This is a genomic window from Parapedobacter pyrenivorans (assembly GCF_014636865.1).
In the GTDB taxonomy this organism is placed as follows: domain Bacteria; phylum Bacteroidota; class Bacteroidia; order Sphingobacteriales; family Sphingobacteriaceae; genus Parapedobacter; species Parapedobacter pyrenivorans.
Genome location: NZ_BMER01000001.1, coordinates 1,747,405 through 1,763,926, shown reverse-complemented (window position 1 = coordinate 1,763,926; position 16,522 = coordinate 1,747,405). Strand labels below are relative to the sequence as shown.

General features: G+C 50.0%; 10 protein-coding genes. All 10 read right to left on the bottom strand.

The window, feature by feature from the left end:
• Positions 1–59 precede the first annotated feature (59 nt).
• The 10 genes from IEV98_RS06895 to IEV98_RS06850 all read right to left on the bottom strand — a co-directional run bounded on the left by IEV98_RS06895 (position 60) and on the right by IEV98_RS06850 (position 16,515).
• Entirely contained in the window at positions 60–515 is a 456-nt protein-coding gene (locus IEV98_RS06895) for an RpiB/LacA/LacB family sugar-phosphate isomerase (protein WP_188505138.1), read from the bottom strand.
• A 138-nt stretch (positions 516–653) separates the two neighbouring features.
• Complete coding sequence (locus IEV98_RS06890; RefSeq protein WP_188505137.1) at positions 654–1,919, bottom strand: glycoside hydrolase family 99 protein; 1,266 nt, start codon at positions 1,917–1,919, stop codon at positions 654–656.
• 5 nt (positions 1,920–1,924) lie between these two features.
• Complete coding sequence (locus tag IEV98_RS06885) at positions 1,925–3,163, bottom strand: hypothetical protein (protein ID WP_188505136.1); 1,239 nt, start codon at positions 3,161–3,163, stop codon at positions 1,925–1,927.
• Between the two features lie 26 nt (positions 3,164–3,189).
• The gene (locus IEV98_RS06880) at positions 3,190–4,446 is read right to left on the bottom strand and encodes a hypothetical protein (RefSeq protein ID WP_229738613.1); all 1,257 of its coding nucleotides are present in this window, start codon (positions 4,444–4,446) and stop codon (positions 3,190–3,192) included.
• Positions 4,447–4,456: 10 nt separating this feature from the next.
• Entirely contained in the window at positions 4,457–6,733 is a 2,277-nt protein-coding gene (locus tag IEV98_RS06875) for a GH92 family glycosyl hydrolase (RefSeq protein WP_188505135.1), read from the bottom strand.
• A 40-nt stretch (positions 6,734–6,773) separates the two neighbouring features.
• Entirely contained in the window at positions 6,774–8,108 is a 1,335-nt protein-coding gene (locus IEV98_RS06870; RefSeq protein WP_188505134.1) for a glycoside hydrolase family 99 protein, read from the bottom strand.
• Between the two features lie 134 nt (positions 8,109–8,242).
• Complete coding sequence (locus tag IEV98_RS06865) at positions 8,243–8,980, bottom strand: DUF3823 domain-containing protein (protein WP_188505133.1); 738 nt, start codon at positions 8,978–8,980, stop codon at positions 8,243–8,245.
• A gap of 22 nt (positions 8,981–9,002) precedes the next feature.
• The gene (locus tag IEV98_RS06860; protein WP_188505132.1) at positions 9,003–10,931 is read right to left on the bottom strand and encodes a RagB/SusD family nutrient uptake outer membrane protein; all 1,929 of its coding nucleotides are present in this window, start codon (positions 10,929–10,931) and stop codon (positions 9,003–9,005) included.
• Between the two features lie 97 nt (positions 10,932–11,028).
• A complete protein-coding gene (locus IEV98_RS06855) occupies positions 11,029–14,172 on the bottom strand; it encodes a SusC/RagA family TonB-linked outer membrane protein (RefSeq protein WP_229738612.1) in 3,144 nt (1,047 codons plus the stop codon).
• Positions 14,173–14,574: 402 nt separating this feature from the next.
• Positions 14,575–16,515 carry an FG-GAP-like repeat-containing protein gene (locus IEV98_RS06850; protein WP_188505130.1) on the bottom strand — a complete coding sequence of 647 codons (1,941 nt, stop codon included), beginning with the start codon at positions 16,513–16,515 and terminating at the stop codon, positions 14,575–14,577.
• Positions 16,516–16,522 lie beyond the last annotated feature (7 nt).

The window sequence follows — 16,522 nt, the reverse complement described above, 5'->3', positions numbered from 1 at the left end:
CATGTTGTTCTTTAAAATAGTTTGTTTTAGCGGCAATGAAGCTTGCTTGAACTACCTTATTAGGTATGCAGTTGTTTTTCAAGTGCGATGACTTTCTGGAGGCGCCGTTCAAAACGTTCGCCACCATCATATTGGGCATGTAGGAAAGCAGTCACCAATTCCCAGATGAGCATCGGGCCAATGACACGTCCACCCAGGCACATGAGATTCATATCGTCGTGCTCCACACCCTGGCGGGCTGAATACGTGTCGGTAATCAGGGCGGCACGCACACCCTTTATTTTATTGGCTGCAATAGATACCCCCACACCACTACCGCAGACAGCGATACCGCGTGCTATTTTTTTATCGGCTATCGCCTTCGCCAACGGCACAATAATATCCGGATAATCATCGGCTGGATCATAGTCCAACGCCCCGTAGTCATGCACATCATAACCCATCTCGGTAAGTTTGACAATCAGATCCCGCTTTTGTTCAAAGCCAGCATGATCGGCCGCAATACCTATCTTCATCGCCATACAGCATATCGATTAATTAGCAACTCGCCACCCTAAATTTGATGCCAAATTAAGGCGGGTCAAGTTAGCCAAAAAATCGATATGCTGCCTAACCATTGTGTCAAAAATTGAAAACAAGGCCGAAAGGCTTCATCATCGCTGGGGCCGCTTGGCGCCATATCCCGGCTTTCCATGGAACCAAGCGGCAGCCTGACCGGTAAGCCACAGGTAGTGGTCCGTAGGCAAATCGTCTTCAATACCGATAAACCGGAGTCCTTTATCGCCATTGAGCGGTGTATCCTTCTCGTTGGCCACTTTAAAAATCGCGGTACCTTCGTCGATCTCATCAAACATCGCGATGTACAACGACTTCGCTCCCGCCTGCTTGGCAGCTGCTACCTGCTGCCAGAAAAAGTCACCTTTCAGACGCGGAATCTGGTGGTATATCTTCGGGTCGTGGTGCATATTGCCCCAGCTGAAGCCCGAAAATATCAACGGCACGTAATCCACCCCGTGGGCAGCGCTCCACGCAATATCAGCTGCCACGACCGAAGGATCAAACGTCTTGCTGTTGTAACGGCCCACCGCCCACGGCATCACGATATCGGCTTTTTTGATGAGGGCATGCAGCGTCTCCGAGGGCTCAGTATCCCGGCCCAGGCTGCTCCAGTAGTACGGCACGCCCAGCATAATGGAAACGTTGTTCTCGGGCGATTTTAACTGATCGACCACCGCATCCACATCGGCAATGGTATAACGGCGGCGGTCGTTGAAGCCTACGCCCCAGATGGTCATCATCGGCTTGCCGCGGTGCCACAGGTACGTCGGGTTAACCGAAGGGTCCGTCAACTTGAAGGTTTCTACGAGCTCTTTCCAGTCGGCCGCTACCAACGCAATATCCTCGCTGCGGCAGCCGCTCAGATCGTACATCACACTGATGGCCCGGCCGTATTTCTTAGCGGCTTTCAGGGCGTTGGCAAGCACCTGGTTGAAATGCCTTTTGCCCGATGGGTTTTTGATTTCGCCTACGAAGCGCTGCATGTGCACGCCATCGATGCCGTATTCCTTCATCCACTTGAAATGGAGGTCTACACTCTCTTCATCATACGGGCTGTACAGGTAGGCATCCCGGCCGTCAGCAAATTTAAAGGGCGACTTGTAGGTCTTCTTGTATTCCCGGATATCGGGCCACATGTCCACATTGGTATTTCCGGGGGCAAAAACGCGCCCGCGGCCCTGGTAGTGGTACCAACCGCGTTGGGAATCGTCCCCCTCGGCGGCAAACCACCCTTGGTAGCCGGCCATCACCAGCCCGGTGTACGATGGATAAACGGGTCTTGCTTTTGTCTTGTTTTGTGCCGACACATGCAGGCATATGCATGCGAAAATAACGGTACTGATAAGATGGATTTTCTTCATGATAACTAGTTAACGGGTTGGATGGTACGATTATATAAGTTTTCGTTGTGATCTACACAGGCAACCGCCTGGATGACGGCATTCGGGTTGTCTACCGTAAGCGGTTCTGCCGCGGTGTAATTGCGCATGCGGCATCCAAACAGCGAGATGGTCAGCCGCTTGTCGCCCTTTACCCACAGAAAATCATACGATTTCTCCAGGTTGGTCAATGCGCCATTGCCGCCGGAAAATGCCTCCACATTGGTGAAGGCGGTGTGGCCCTGGCCTTCGACGATGATGGGGCGCGTTTCCTCCAGCGTATTGCCGGCATTGGCGATGATGGAACCCTGCGCAATCTGCCAGTTCCGGTTTTTGGTATTGGCTCCTTCCTTGTAAATACCTACAGCCACGCAATCCAGGTTGAAGTTGGTCAGCTGACCGTAGCTTTCCGCACCCAGGTGTATGCCGCCCCACGTAGCGAAGGTAAAAAGGTCGATCAACTGGGCGTTGTCGGTATGGTTTACGCTAAACGCAAAGGTCTTGCGGTCAACTACCGAGTCGATCACCTCCTTCGAAAACCGGAAGCCGATTTCGCGCATGATGGCAGGGTTTACGTGGCAGTGCAGAAACCTCGGGATATCGTAACAATAGTCGATGCGGATAAACTCGCCGCTCAACGGATAGCCGTAGCAGTGTTCGATCAGGATCAACTCATTTTTGAAATTCGGGTCGGAGTTGAAATCCATCGCCAGATATTCGCCGTAAAACGTCAAATCCGCCAGCTTAACGCCCTGGGTGAAGGCCGTTTTATTCACCTGTATCGTCGCCGGATACGGGATAATCTTCTCGGGGTCGCTGAGTTCCTGTTTTGAATACCAGAACTGGATGCCTTCGATGCGCGTACCCGATTCGACCACAATAAACGGCTGGCTATCGTCCATGATGTTGAATACGCTGCCCACCGGCCGCTGCGCATCCGGATGCCGCGTACCTCTGGGGGTGGGACCATTGGCGCCTACCAGCGAAACGTTTCTTTTCAGGACAATACCCCCATCCATCGGGTAGGGCACTTCAACGGGTTCGATATACAACGCTGCACCGCTGCGGGTAGCCCAGTCGATAGCCTTTTGCAGGTTCTTCGCATTTACGGATGGAGTATTGGTAGGAAGTACCCCAAACTCCTGGATACTTTTCATTTGTGCTCCTGCAGTTGACAGCACTCCAACTGCCAAAAAGAGCATCAGTACAAAACGTGTTTGTTTCATGGATCTGGTATTTGACTAATTGATTACTAATTTTCCCAAATTTCTTTGATGGTGTTTTCCTGACTTTTACCCGTTGGGCAATTGGGACCCCGGGTATTTGCGCGGTATCGGTTGGTTTCGGCTCCGGTGATGATGCGGCTGCCGGGCATCTGTAAGAATCCGTAAGGATCGGCTTTCTTCACCCATTGGTAGGCGTAATGGAGGAATTCGTTCCGATAAGCTTCGGGTTGTTTTGAAAACCAGGTGATTTCATCGTAGCCCCATGCATAATGGTCCTTCCAATTGGGTTCATCCCGGTGCTTGCTGATACCGAAATTATCAAATTCTACCAGGAACAAACTGCGTTCGCAGGTCCAGCCACTAGGTGCGACCCCACCCACCGTTTTCTGGTAGATACCGTCGTAGTACCCTATCTCCAGTTCAACTTTCTGCGGTTCTTCAATGACTTCTTTCAAACGGAGCGGAAACGAAACGTAGTCAAACAGCAACTCGCCGTTTAAGACCATGCCCCCGTTGGGCAAATGGGAGTCACAGATGACCGTGCCTCGGCGGGCTACCGTCAACGCCGATAGGCGGACCTTGTCCAGCAACTCATTCCAAGCTGCCAAACCCGCTTCACGGCCAGACATCGCCATCAATTGCGCTTGCCCAAAATGGATGGCCTCGATGCCTATTTCCATATACCTGCGGGCGAGGTAATAGAAAAACAACCTGGTCTCCCGTTGGGTAATATCGGGCACACTGCTCCCCTTACGCCAGTGATCCACGTTGTGTCCTTCGCTATTAAGCATCGCTTGGTAGCCGAAATTCCGCTGTTCGACGGGCAGGCCGAATGCCTCAAACACCCATGCCGGTACCGGTATATCTTCCACTTTTTCAGTCACGATTTCGAAAATCGCAGCTTGGAAGACCACTGTACTGTCATATGCGTGGTAGTCATCGATTGCCGCCTTTGCATTGGCCCAAAATGAGGGCATAAGGAAAAAATTTTCCTTGCCCCAAGAATATATTGACCGACCAATAAACTTCGCCCCGATGTTTTTCAGCATGCGGAAATCGTCCTCCTTATTTGGATAAGGCCCGTCATTGTAACAGCCGTCGCTGGCGATTACCTCGGCTTGCGTAATGCTTCTGCTTAGGTAGTTTGACAACACCTGGCGGGATATGACACCATTGTCGAAATGGTAGGATGAATCGATGTCGCCTTTTGCCGTAACCGTATAGCCTTGCATCAATAGCAATAACAGAAAAGCGACGACCGATATTCGTATTGATCTGTTCATGTTCATTGTTTTATCCTTTTGGTTTTTCTACTCCCCAAGAGGTATTGGCCTTATCACCCATTTCAAATTCCAGTGTTCCTCCCTGACTCACGGCCTCATGCGAAACCCACGGTGTGAGAAGCGGTTGTCCATTCAGTTTGGCAGACTGGATGTATTTGTTGGTTTCGGACACGTTATTTGCAATCACTTCAAACACCTTCCCGTTGGGAAGTTGGATAATCGCCCGCTCAAATGCGGGACTGCCAATCGAATAACTCGGTGTTCCCGGTGTGACTGGATAAAAACCCAGTTTCGAAAAAACAACAAAAGCTGACATCCCCCCACCATCTTCATCGCCCGGCACACCCATCAGGTCATTGCGGAACCATTGCTTAAGCAATGTCCGGATACGCTTCTGCGTTTTCCATGGCTGACCGGCATAGTTGTAGAGGTAAGGAATGTGCAACGATGGCTCATTCGCCATCGAAAACTGGCCAACATTGCCGGTATGATCCGGAAGCTGCGCGTAGAAATCTTGCTTTGACTTACCCAATGGTTGATTAAACATATCATCCAGGTTCTTGATGAATGTTTCTTTGCCTCCCATGAGGGCAATCAGGTCGGGAATATTGTGCTGCACGTCCCAACGGTAAATCCAGGCATTATTTTCCCCGTAATATCCCCGCGCTCCCTGCCCGCCGGAAAACACATAGTCGAAGGGTTCTATAAATTCCCCCTTTGCATCCTTGGGATGGAAAAAGTGGGTTTCCGGGTGGAATAGATTTCGGTAATTGAAGGATTGCTGGAGGAAATATTCATATTCGTCGTCTTTGCCCAATGCTTTCGCCAATTGAGCGAGGCACCAGGTGTCATATGATGTACCCAGCGTCACAGCGACAGGTTGTCTTCGCTCAAAACCATTCACCTCCGGAATCGTCTCTTCCTCCCCTTCCCGCAAAGCGGGGATGTATCCGTTTTCTTTATAGAACCGATCCAACTCACCTGCAGGTGCACCCGACCACGGAGCCAGTGTCTTTTCGGTAATCGCTCCTTTTGCCGCCTGATAGGCTTTTTCCAGATCAAATCCTCTCACCCCTTTAACATAGGCATCCAGCAACGTTGCAACCCCATGGTTGGAATTCATCCGCCTGCTATCACCCGTAATCTCCGGAAACGTGGGTAACCAGAAGTGTTCCATCTGTTCGGCCATCGTCACAAACGAATGGAGGATGTGCTCTTCCTTTTCTGTATCAATCAGTACATTCAGCGGGTGATGTGCCCGGTAAGCGTCCCAAATCCAATCATCCGTAAAAAAAGGAATACCCTCATCGTGATGTACTTTACCGTCAAAAGCACTGAAGTAACGACCATCTTCGGAAATGTTTACAGGCCGTTCGAACGTGCGGTATAGTGACGTGTAAAAGACCGTCTGATCATCGAGACTACCGCCTGTAACCTGGATTTTGCCCAATGCATCGTTCCACACTTTGCGTCCTGTCTCCTTCAATGCAGCGAGATTGTAGTCCTTAATTTCCCGGCGTAGATTTTCTCGCGCCTGGGCTTCATCAATGAAGGAAATACCATAACGTAAACCTAGTTGACGGACACCATCCGCGAATTGCAATACCATAGCGGCATTCCGCCCTTCGGCTTCGTTGCCGTCTACCAATGCGTTGTCCCTTAACACAACGGCTTGAGCCGGGGCCTCCGCAGTTTCCAAATAGATGTAGACTTTCGTATGGTTGGCGAGCGACTGATACCCGGACAATGCCTTGCCATCCCAGCGTAATTTCCCGTTACGGGAGTTGATGATAATCGACACTGGATTGTTTTTTTTATGGAAGGCCAATTCATACAGTGCTGATTGATGAGAGAGGGCAAAGTCAACGCCGACCTGTTGTTCGTCTAGGTAAACGGAGTAAGCATAAGGCTTGATCACCTCTTGGTCGTAGCTGTAGGAGACGACCGGTTGGATGTCTTTGTTCTCGCCTTGAAAAGGGCTTAAGTTAAAAGCCGAACTACCCCGGTGACTGGTGACAATGAGCGGAAGCCCATGTAATCGGTCGCCGGTATAATCATGCCGCTCTGGATAAACGCGCAGGAAACTATTGGGAAGGTGAACCGTAGGATAAGTAGGTACCAGTAAATGGCTGATGTTTCCCATATACGGATTGACGTAATCTACGGGTTGTCTGACCGGCACCTCGGCATTGCTGTTTCCATGCATGCCGACGAGCGATACCGCAGCGATGCATGTGTAGGAGAGGAATGTACGTGTCTTGTTCTTGATTGTTTTAGCAGTTATCATATATCATATTAGTTACGTATTCGGAAAGTAGTGGCTCAACTTATCGATCCGGCTTGGCAGCCCCATAACCCGACTCGCCATGAAACCAGTTAGCTGCCTGACCGGTAAGCCAAAGGTAATGGTCTGTTTCCAAACCTTGTTCAATGCCCATGAATTGCAGATGACCGTTAAGCGGCACCTCATTTTCGCGCGCACATTTGAAAATCGCTGTGCCTTCATCGATTTCATCGAACATTGCCACGTACAGGGATTCTGCCCCGGCACCTTTAGCCCCTGCTACCTGCCTCCATAGGAAATCCCCTTTCAAGCGCGGAATCTCATTGTACTTCGACGGATCATTGTGCATGTTACCCCAGGTGAACCCCGGAAACACCAAGGGCACGTAATCCACCCCGTTTTGTTTACACCATAGCATATCTCCGACCAGGGTGGCGGCGGTGCTGTTATAGGTATCGTTATTGTATCGTCCCACCCCCCATGGCATAATGATATCTGCATTTTTAATGAGTTCATGCAGTGCGGGGTTACTTTCGGCATCATTTTTCAGTTCCCGCCAGAAATAAGGCACACCGAGCATAATGGAGACCCTATTGGATGGGCCTTTCAGGCGGTCGACCAACCGGCTTACGTCGGCAATCGAATATTGCCGACCATCGCTAAAGCCGACTCCCCAGATGGTGACCAGTGGCTTGCCGTTGTGCCGCAGGTATGTGGGGTGTTCAATATTGTCAAACAAGTTAAACGTTTCCTGCAACTCGTTCCAATCCTGTTCCAAATAAGCAACGTCCTCGCCGTTCGAACCGCTTAGGTCATACATCACACTGATTGCCCGCTCGTATTTCTTTGCCGCCTTCAAGGCATTGCCCAATACCTGGTTGAAGTGCCGCTTCCCGGAGGCATTGGATGGTTTAATCTCCCCCACAAACCGCTGCATATGCACGCCGTCTAATCCGTATTCTTTCATCCATTTGAAGTGGAGGTCTACACTCGCTTCATCATATGGACTGTACAGGTATGCATCCGAGCCATCTGCATATTGGAAGGGGGATTTGTAGGTTTTTGCATATTCGGATACATCCGGCCAGAAATCAATATTGGTAATGCCGGGTTTAAATGTATTATTAGGGCCTTGGTAATGATACCATCCGCGGTTTGAGCCATCACCTTCTGCGGCAAACCAGCCTTGGTATCCAGCCATAACCAATCCGGTATATGACGTGTATAAACATCCCGTTTCATCGTATACGGCTTCGGGGACTTCTTCGGGTTTATCGCCGGGCTTACTAACCGTACCGCCGCCTTTTTTGCAGGCGGCTGCCAACAACAGGGAAAAGCCTAGGAGGACAAAAGCATAAAATCTATTATGTGTAGTCATAACAATTTACGTAAACTTATTTCATGGAGTGGGTCACGCAGTCGGGCCAACGTTCTGGATGGCAGGGTTGCACCATAAAAAACGGTTGTCCAGCACGCAGCGGTGCCAGACAACCGTCAAATGATTAGGCTACCTTACGGAACATCTACCCGCACAATTTCTGTGTAGTTATATTTCCGGTTGGCATCGTTCACATTCGCGCCCAAACGGACGTAATACGTATAACCCGCTTTTACAGGCAATGGGCCGATGGTATACACATTACTGGTTTCGGAATCACCCACCTCGTCTTGCCACGATTTGTTGATTTGTATCCGTTTGTTGGAATACTCACCAATGTCGATGTTACTATTCGCACCTGCACCGCAAAACGTTGTGAGGCTCAGGAACGGCTTAACTTCCACCAGATTGGGCAATCCCGTACGAATAGGAGCCTTGAGGCGGCAACTCATAAAAAGGTTGGTTCCTTCTAAACGGGTTTCAAAATCCAGCAGTTGCAGATACGGCGTAACCGTAAAGTCCTGTTCCGTAGTTCCGTTAAAGGCGACGTTTTTTACGGTATCCGTAACCGGCCAGAACGGACCGCCGTAGGGAAGCATGTCGTAGGTTCCAGCAAACAGTTTACTGTTGTTATAGGAACCATCCTGCTTCACCGGCAAATTTTGATTGGTCGGCTCCGAGGCTGTCCAGCTTCGTTCCCAGATACGGATACTCCAGTCGTTTTGCGAGGAAAGCAGGTTTTCCCCGGTGTATGAATCAATCACACGCCCGTGGACACGCACACTCGGTGCGTCCCAGTTGTCGGCCTTGTAACACGAGGTAACCGACAATAGCATTACGCCTAAAATTGAATAGATGATTAACTTCTTCATAATACTTGTATCAACACGTTAACTAATAAAGTGGGTTTTGTGGCAGCAAGTTATTGTTCTTGCCAATTTCACCCCAGGGAATCGGTTCATAATAACAACTCTTGGAGGCATTCCATTGGCGGTTAAACCGGTTATCTTCGTCGAGGTAAATGTATTTCCCTTCATCGGCCACATAATAACAGCTCAATAGCCGTTGCCGGAAATTGTTCAGGATCTGGTCGGCTGTCCGCCAGCGGCGGATGTCCCACCACCAGTGATTTTCAGCATATAGTTCGCGCTGACGCTCGTCGCGGATGAACTGCAACGATTTTTCAAGCGAATACGTGTAGTTGGCCTTGTTGATGGAACCGATGTTCGTCATTGTCATGTCAATGGCCGGGCGAACCACCTTGGCACCTGCCCGTTCGCGGATCTTCGCGATGTAATCAAAGGCTTCCTCGCGTTGACCCAATTCATACAAAGCCTCCGCGGTATTCAGGTAAACCTCACCCAAACGGAACACCACCCAAGATTGATCACTCCTCCAGTCCCGGACATCAGCGGTCGGCATGTCGGGGTTGATGTATTTACGGATAAACGCCGACCCGAACGCATTATTCTCGCCGCCTTGATCCTCGAAATTCCCATGTGCACCGGTGATGGTATAGGTCACGCCGTTGATTTCGGTAGTCCAGCCCTTACCACCCAAAATGCGGTTGCCGTTGCTGTTGATCGGTGCCGAATTCACACCGCGTTGGATATCAGTGGCAACACCGTCGAATGTCCGGTAGATACCGCGCTGGATACTGAACGTTTTTCCCCGCAACTCGTCGCCGTCTAAGTACATGGTACCGCGTGCACGGGGTTCCATTCCATCGCGGATGTCACCGCGGTTGTCAAAGCGAACGGGAGTTCCGTCCGGGTTGGTGTAGGCCGGCATGTCGTACAATTCCATGAAGTCGAGTGGCACGAAGCTTTCTGCACCGACAAAGGAGGACATATCGGGTGCCGGAGACATCAATGCGTCGTAATTATGCTGCAACGCATTGCCACGCGGCGAATTCCTATTGTATTCTTTGACAAAGATGGTTTCCGGCGAACTGGCGTCAAGGAACAGGCTGGCAAAATTGGTTGCTTTGTCTGCATGTTTGTTATACAGGGAAAAAGGACCCGTTTCTACCACTTTCCCGGCTGCCACCGCATACTCGAAGAACTCATTTGCCTGTGAAGGTTCCATGCCTGCCAAGCCTTGCTGGGTAGCAAGTTCAGTGGCCTTAAATCCCAGTGATTCGGTATATTTTGCAACGGAACCGGCGTACAACATCGCGCGAGACATCAAGGCGGCGGCTACGTATTTATTGGCACGGCCGGTTTCCTTAGTATCGTCGGACATGTTATCAATTGCAAATTGCAGATCGTCGTGAATGAATTTCCATGTATCGTACTCCGTATTACGTGACACGTTCAATACCTCAGGACCTGCCAGCGGATTCTGGACTTCGGTTACGATCGGAACCCCGCCGTAACGCTTCGCCATGCCGAAATAGAAATAAGCCCGTAGGAAATGGGCTTCGCCCAACAACTTATTAAACGTCTCGTCGGGGAACTTGTCTTTATAGTTCGGGAAACTTTGGATAAAGTTATTCACTTCGCGGATGCGGTCGTACGGCCAGTAGCCGAACCCATCGTTATCGACACTGATCCAAGTATTGAAATACTCGCCGCTCATGGCGCCCTGGCTGTTTTTCTCCGTAGCCCAGTCGTTTCTACGGTAGCCGTCGTTCGCGTAATACTGAAAATCTTCAATGGGCAGCCAATTGTAAAGCCCGGTGAAGTACATCTTTACGCCGTATTCGGTCCCGAAAAGTTCCGGCTCACCCATGATCCCTTTCGGCTCCAAATCCAATTGCCGGCATTGGGAGAAAACGAGCGTACCTAACAGTGCAATATATGCTAACAATCTCTTTTTCATCAGAAAATAATTTATTTTAATGGCCTAATGGAACCTGCATTTTCATCGCCTTTTTAGTCAGTAGGCGCTGACATGGTAGGTTTCATCTTCATAATTTTTAGAATTTAATGCTTGCACCAAACGTGTACGTTTTATTGTTCGGATAATTGTACAAGTCAACATCACCCACCCCGGGTTCGTTGTTTATCCGTTGACCCGGACGTTCCGGATCCATGTGATCAAGCCCCGTGAACGTCAGCAGGTTGTATCCGCTGAAATAAATCCGCAGGTTCTTTACTCCTGCTTTCGATACCCAACGATCAGGCAAGGTGTACCCCAATTCGGCGGTTTTCAGCCGCATATACGCTGCGCTCTGAATCCCGTTCGTTCCGGTGCGGCGACCATCGCGGCCGGTAACCGGGAAAAATCCGGGGATCCATTCTGTGCTTGCGTCAAAATAATCGGCGTTCGGATCAACCGGACGCCAACGGTCCATGAAAAACGACAGCGTATTTTGTTCGCCGAAGGGTAACGCCTCAACCAGCAGCTCGTTATACTTCACGAAGACACCATGTACACCCTGGAAATCGAGCGCAAGATCGATCCCCCGCCACGAAGCACCCAGGGAAATCCCGTAGTTGAATACCGGTAATCCGATGGAGGCGATGGGATGGTTATCCTGATCGTTAATGACTCCGTCTTCGTTCCAGTCGTTCAGGTACCAGTCGCCCGGCAACGCGCCCTGTCCCTGAGGGACGGAGAAGTTGCGGATGTCCTCATAATTGGTAAACATGCCGCCCGATTCCGTTCCCCACCAGATATTGGTGTAACGGCCTGCGGTGCGGTTCCGCCAATAGTCATATGAATTGTTGGCCGGCGTTTCGAGCCAATCAGTTCTTTTTATTCTGGTGGCAGAAATCTGGCCGCCTACGTTGTAATAAAATTCGTTGACCCGGCTGCGGTAGTCCAACGAAACCTCATACCCGTAGTTTCGGTCGCCATTGAGGTTTTCCTGTGGCAAATTGGCCCCTACGGTCGCCGGAATCACTGCACCGCTGGTGGCCAGCAGCCCCGAACGATCACGCTGGAACACGTCGAACGTAGCGTTCAGTTTGTTCTGCAGGAAACTTACATCCAAGCCAACATTATACGATTTGATGTGATACCATGTTAAATTGGGATTCGGGATGGGTTGCGTGGTCACGCCTCCTTGAAGGCCGCCACCGAACATCCATCCAACCGCGTTGGGGTCAAGGTTATAACCCAGTGTCGGCGGATAGTTTCCTGCCGCATTGTCGTCACCCATCTCTCCGTACGAAGCGCGGATCTTCAATTCATTCACGAAGTCCACATTGTCTTTCATGAAATTCTCCTGGCTGACTCGCCAAGCGCCTGAAACCGACGGGAAGAATCCGAAACGCTTTCCTTCGGGGAAGCGGGACGATCCATCGTACCGGAATTTAAAGGCGAACATGTACTTAGCCGCATAGTTATAATCGATCTGGCCCACCATCGATTTGCTGGAACGGTCGCCCACACCGCCGCCCTGCGCACGCTGATTGGCATCTGCTCCTGCAAACAGGTATTCCGAATCGACGTGCATCTCCCGGAACGCGCTGAAGCTATCCCAGTTGCTGTAGGTTTCTTCGTAAAGCAGGAAGTTATTAAAATTATGCAAGCCAAAGGATTTGTTGTAAAACAAACCTAACTGCATGTTCGTGTTATTGTTAATGTTCACCCCCCGGGTGACCGTGGCCGGTGTACCTTTTTGAATGGGCGAATAGGTATCGCTATCCCGATTATACTGATAGACGGTGAACGTACGGTGGTAGTTATGGTAATCGGGCAAACTAACCGCGTAATCATACGATCCTTTCGCTGACAGGCCGTCCACTCCCGGGATCTGATATTCCAGCTGGAACGTTCCGTTGAACCGGCGATCCTTATTGAGGTTGTACCCTACGTAATCGGCATCGGTCTGTACCATCGGGTTCACACTTTCGTTCAGCACCTGAGGATCGCCATTGGGATACAGCGGGTTGTCGTTCGCATAGAAAGGCGCATTTGGACGAGTCAACCACGTCATCTTATAGGCCGTCCAATCGACACCATTCGGTTTCGTAGTGTTGAGCATGATGCCGCCGAGGGATACCCGGGCTTTCAACCGTTTGGTAATCTGTGCGTCAATATTTGAGCGCATATTCCAACGATCGGAATTGTAATCGTCGCTTCGATAAGAACCGGATTGCTTTGAATAACCGAGGTTAAAGAAATACTGTATTTTGTCGCTGCCTCCATTCACACTCAGGTTATGCTGGGATTGCGGCGTGGTTTTCTTAAATACCTTATCCATCCAGTTGTAGGAGGTCAACGTGCCGTCCAGGTAAGGTTGGAATTGTTCCTCGGGTACAAGGGGATTGCGGCGCACCATGTAGTTGCCCCCGAAATCCTGCCAGTTTCTCTCGTTTCTTAACGTAAAATAGTCAATGGCATTGGTTGTTTCAGGAACATTCAAAAACTGTTGCAGGGAAGTGTTGGTGCTGAACGTAATATCTACCTTTCCGTCCATGTCTCCGCCGCTTTTGGTGGTTACCAAAATGACCCCGTTGGCGGCACGCAAGCCATAGATCGCGGCCGTGCCGTCTTTCAAAACCGATACGCTCTCAATTTCATCACCGCTCATCCGTGAAAAATAATCTTTGTCGCGGGGAATACCATCCACCACCACCAACGGGTCACCCATCCCACGTATATCAAGACGCGTGCTGTAATCACCCGGCGCGCTGCTTCGCTGTTGAACACGCAAGCCCGGTACTTTACCGGTCAGCATGTTTACCACGTTTTCGTTTTTCGTACGGATCATGTCGTCGCCGCCGATGGATGAGACGGCACCGGTCAGTGTTGCTTTTGTCGTTGTGGAATAACCGGTAACGATTACTTCATCCAGTTGGCCTGCGTCGCCTTCCAATTGGACGGATATAGACGTCCGGTTGCCGATCTGTTCGGTCAGCGTCGTCTTGCCTACGTAAGCAAATACCAGGGTCGTCGCTTCGCCGGATACCTGGATGTTGTATGCACCTTCGTCATTGGTGGACGTAGCTTGTTGACGTCCCGTGGCCGTATTAGCTACCACACTCACACCTGCCAGTGCCTCACCGGTCTGGGCATCGGTTACTCGCCCTTGAATGGTCCGCGTTTGGGCAAGGCCATACAGCGGAGCAAGCATGATCAATAAATAAAATAAGTATGTTAATTTTTTCATCCCAAAAAAAAGATAATTGGTTAAATAATTGCTGATTAAGTGGTATCTGAGCATGATTCCTGTTTCGATAATTTGCCCAGATAAGTCTTGCTTTTACGTAAGACTACGTCGGTGGTGGTGGGTCATTATTGATTGTTTTCATCATGATTAGTTTTAAATTCATTCTCGCTACTTTCCAATTTCGAAACGGTATTCGCGACAGCATATATAGAAATAATGATGTCAGAAAAGTTTCAAGCCGGTATCAGAAATTAAACCGTAACAGGAACCGAAAATTTATAATTGTACAATTCGCTTAACGCGTTCTTTAAATCGTTTCAAGGATACAGATGGGACTATAACAAATAATTAACAAAAGATTAACAAGATTAATACACGAGGTATTATTATCATAAATAACTGTTAATCAGTAGTTTTATTCCAAAAAATAAATGTACCCCGATTTGTAGATGAAACGATTTCCAACTTACCGTCACCGTTCAAATCGACCGCTAATAAATCAGATCCGGCACCCGATCGATTATGCACCAGTTCCGGTTCAAAGCGTGCGCCACCGGGCGCATTGATATCGCGGACCGTCCGGAAACAATACAGTACCGCGGCACCGCTAGGGTCGGGGTCTAGGTGTGTATCCAGGTGCGACCAATACCGCTTCCCAGCGATAAAATCAGGGATGCCATCGCCATCGATGTCCCCAAATGTGGTACCATGCAACTGTGAAAATGTGACATCACCGGCATTGGCTGTTGAGTAGTCATCCATAATCATATGACGCTTGAATGCGATTTCACCGCGTTCATTGCGCTGCTGTTCGTACCAAGCCAAACCGAATCCATGTGCATTAAGACTGGTTACCACATCGTTATATCCGTCTCCATTTACATCGTATACCGCCATAATACTGCCTCCCATCCCGCCGCCCCGATGACCGTATCGCCCGAAAGCCACGGGATGATATACCCAAGGAGCACTCGTATCAAGCTGCGCGGGCTGCTCCCACCATCCGTTAGGATTGGTAATGTCCGGCCGGCCATCGCCGTTGATATCGCCGACACCGAAGCCATGTGCCGTATAATATCCGGTATCAGATACCGGATAAGATTCCCAAGGCTGGGTAGGATCTGCTGGATCAAATTTTGCATAGTTAAGCAATCGGTCGCCACTGGTTCCGTATACAATTTCGGGCCGACCATCGCCATCGATATCCGTAAACACTGTCACTTCTGAGTTGATGTTACCCGGAATGACAGCATGCATTTCCCAGCGCCGGGACTCGCCTTTAGGATTGATGTACAAGCGGCCAAATGGGGCCGCAGAAAACACATCTGGCCAGCCATCGCCATTAAAATCATAGGCATACTGGCAATTCACTTCCGAAAATTGCTGGGAGGGATTGTACGTCACCCCTTGGAAAATCTCGCGATAGGACGTATAATCCGGACCATAATAGATATGGGGACCAGCGACGATATCCATGATGCCATCCCGATTGAAATCTGCTGCCGCGGAGCTAAATGAATAATACATATCGCTAAGCTGCTGCACTTCATAACGCGCCGACGTTGCTTCTTTTGGCGTATTCCGAATTGCGAGATCTTTGTATTTGAAGTCTTTGTATCGTATTTCCGCGTCGCCCTTCACATACAAAGCGAGGGGGCCGTACTCGCCAAATTCACTGTCCGCTGCCCCGCCCGGACCATTGCCATCGTTGATAAACCCGCGCAAAATATTCATATCCAATACACATTCCACTTGGTTCCACGCATTGACTTGGAAAGCCGTCTGGGGCCGTGGTATCGGCAAAACCGGTTCTATCCGGTCCCCACCCCGACTGGGTTGTCTCCTGTTGTTGCTAGATGGATTTGAAGCGTTGGGATCGGGCGGCGGCGCTACCCGCATCATTCCCCCGGCACGCCGTAAAAGTGTACGGCTTAATTCTTTTCCTTCTGGATCAAGCACCAAACCATAGGCTGCCGATTCCTCGTTTTTCAACGAGACCAAAACACCGGTCCACCCCGTATCGGCTTTTTCCAACCTGAAAAGTATCCCCGCTTCTCCATCGCCAACCATCCTGACCAAGGTATTTACGGTCACATCCTGGAAAGATTGGTCCAGTATCAATAAACTTGCGCTTGAGGTATCTCTGGGCTTTCCAATCAATTCACCGCTTTCGGCCCGCCAGTCGGCTGTTCCAAATTTCCTCCAACGGGTGAGACTAGATCCTTCGAATCGGTAGTCGGGCTGAAAACTAAGTCCCCGACCTTCGGTCTCCCCAGCCTGCTGTGCATGGGAAAACCCAATGGTACACGCCAGGACCGACAATACAATTACTATCTTTTTCATTACCAAT

Excerpts from the sequence above, each read along its gene's own strand:
- IEV98_RS06895 (WP_188505138.1), bottom strand. The coding sequence starts at position 515 with ATGAAGATAGGTATTGCGGCCGATCATGCTGGCTTTGAACAAAAGCGG.
- IEV98_RS06890 (WP_188505137.1), bottom strand. The coding sequence starts at position 1,919 with ATGAAGAAAATCCATCTTATCAGTACCGTTATTTTCGCATGCATATGC.
- IEV98_RS06885 (WP_188505136.1), bottom strand. The coding sequence starts at position 3,163 with ATGAAACAAACACGTTTTGTACTGATGCTCTTTTTGGCAGTTGGAGTG.
- IEV98_RS06880 (WP_229738613.1), bottom strand. The coding sequence starts at position 4,446 with ATGAACAGATCAATACGAATATCGGTCGTCGCTTTTCTGTTATTGCTA.
- IEV98_RS06875 (WP_188505135.1), bottom strand. The coding sequence starts at position 6,733 with ATGATAACTGCTAAAACAATCAAGAACAAGACACGTACATTCCTCTCC.
- IEV98_RS06870 (WP_188505134.1), bottom strand. The coding sequence starts at position 8,108 with ATGACTACACATAATAGATTTTATGCTTTTGTCCTCCTAGGCTTTTCC.
- IEV98_RS06865 (WP_188505133.1), bottom strand. The coding sequence starts at position 8,980 with ATGAAGAAGTTAATCATCTATTCAATTTTAGGCGTAATGCTATTGTCG.
- IEV98_RS06860 (WP_188505132.1), bottom strand. The coding sequence starts at position 10,931 with ATGAAAAAGAGATTGTTAGCATATATTGCACTGTTAGGTACGCTCGTT.
- IEV98_RS06855 (WP_229738612.1), bottom strand. The coding sequence starts at position 14,172 with ATGAAAAAATTAACATACTTATTTTATTTATTGATCATGCTTGCTCCG.
- IEV98_RS06850 (WP_188505130.1), bottom strand. The coding sequence starts at position 16,515 with ATGAAAAAGATAGTAATTGTATTGTCGGTCCTGGCGTGTACCATTGGG.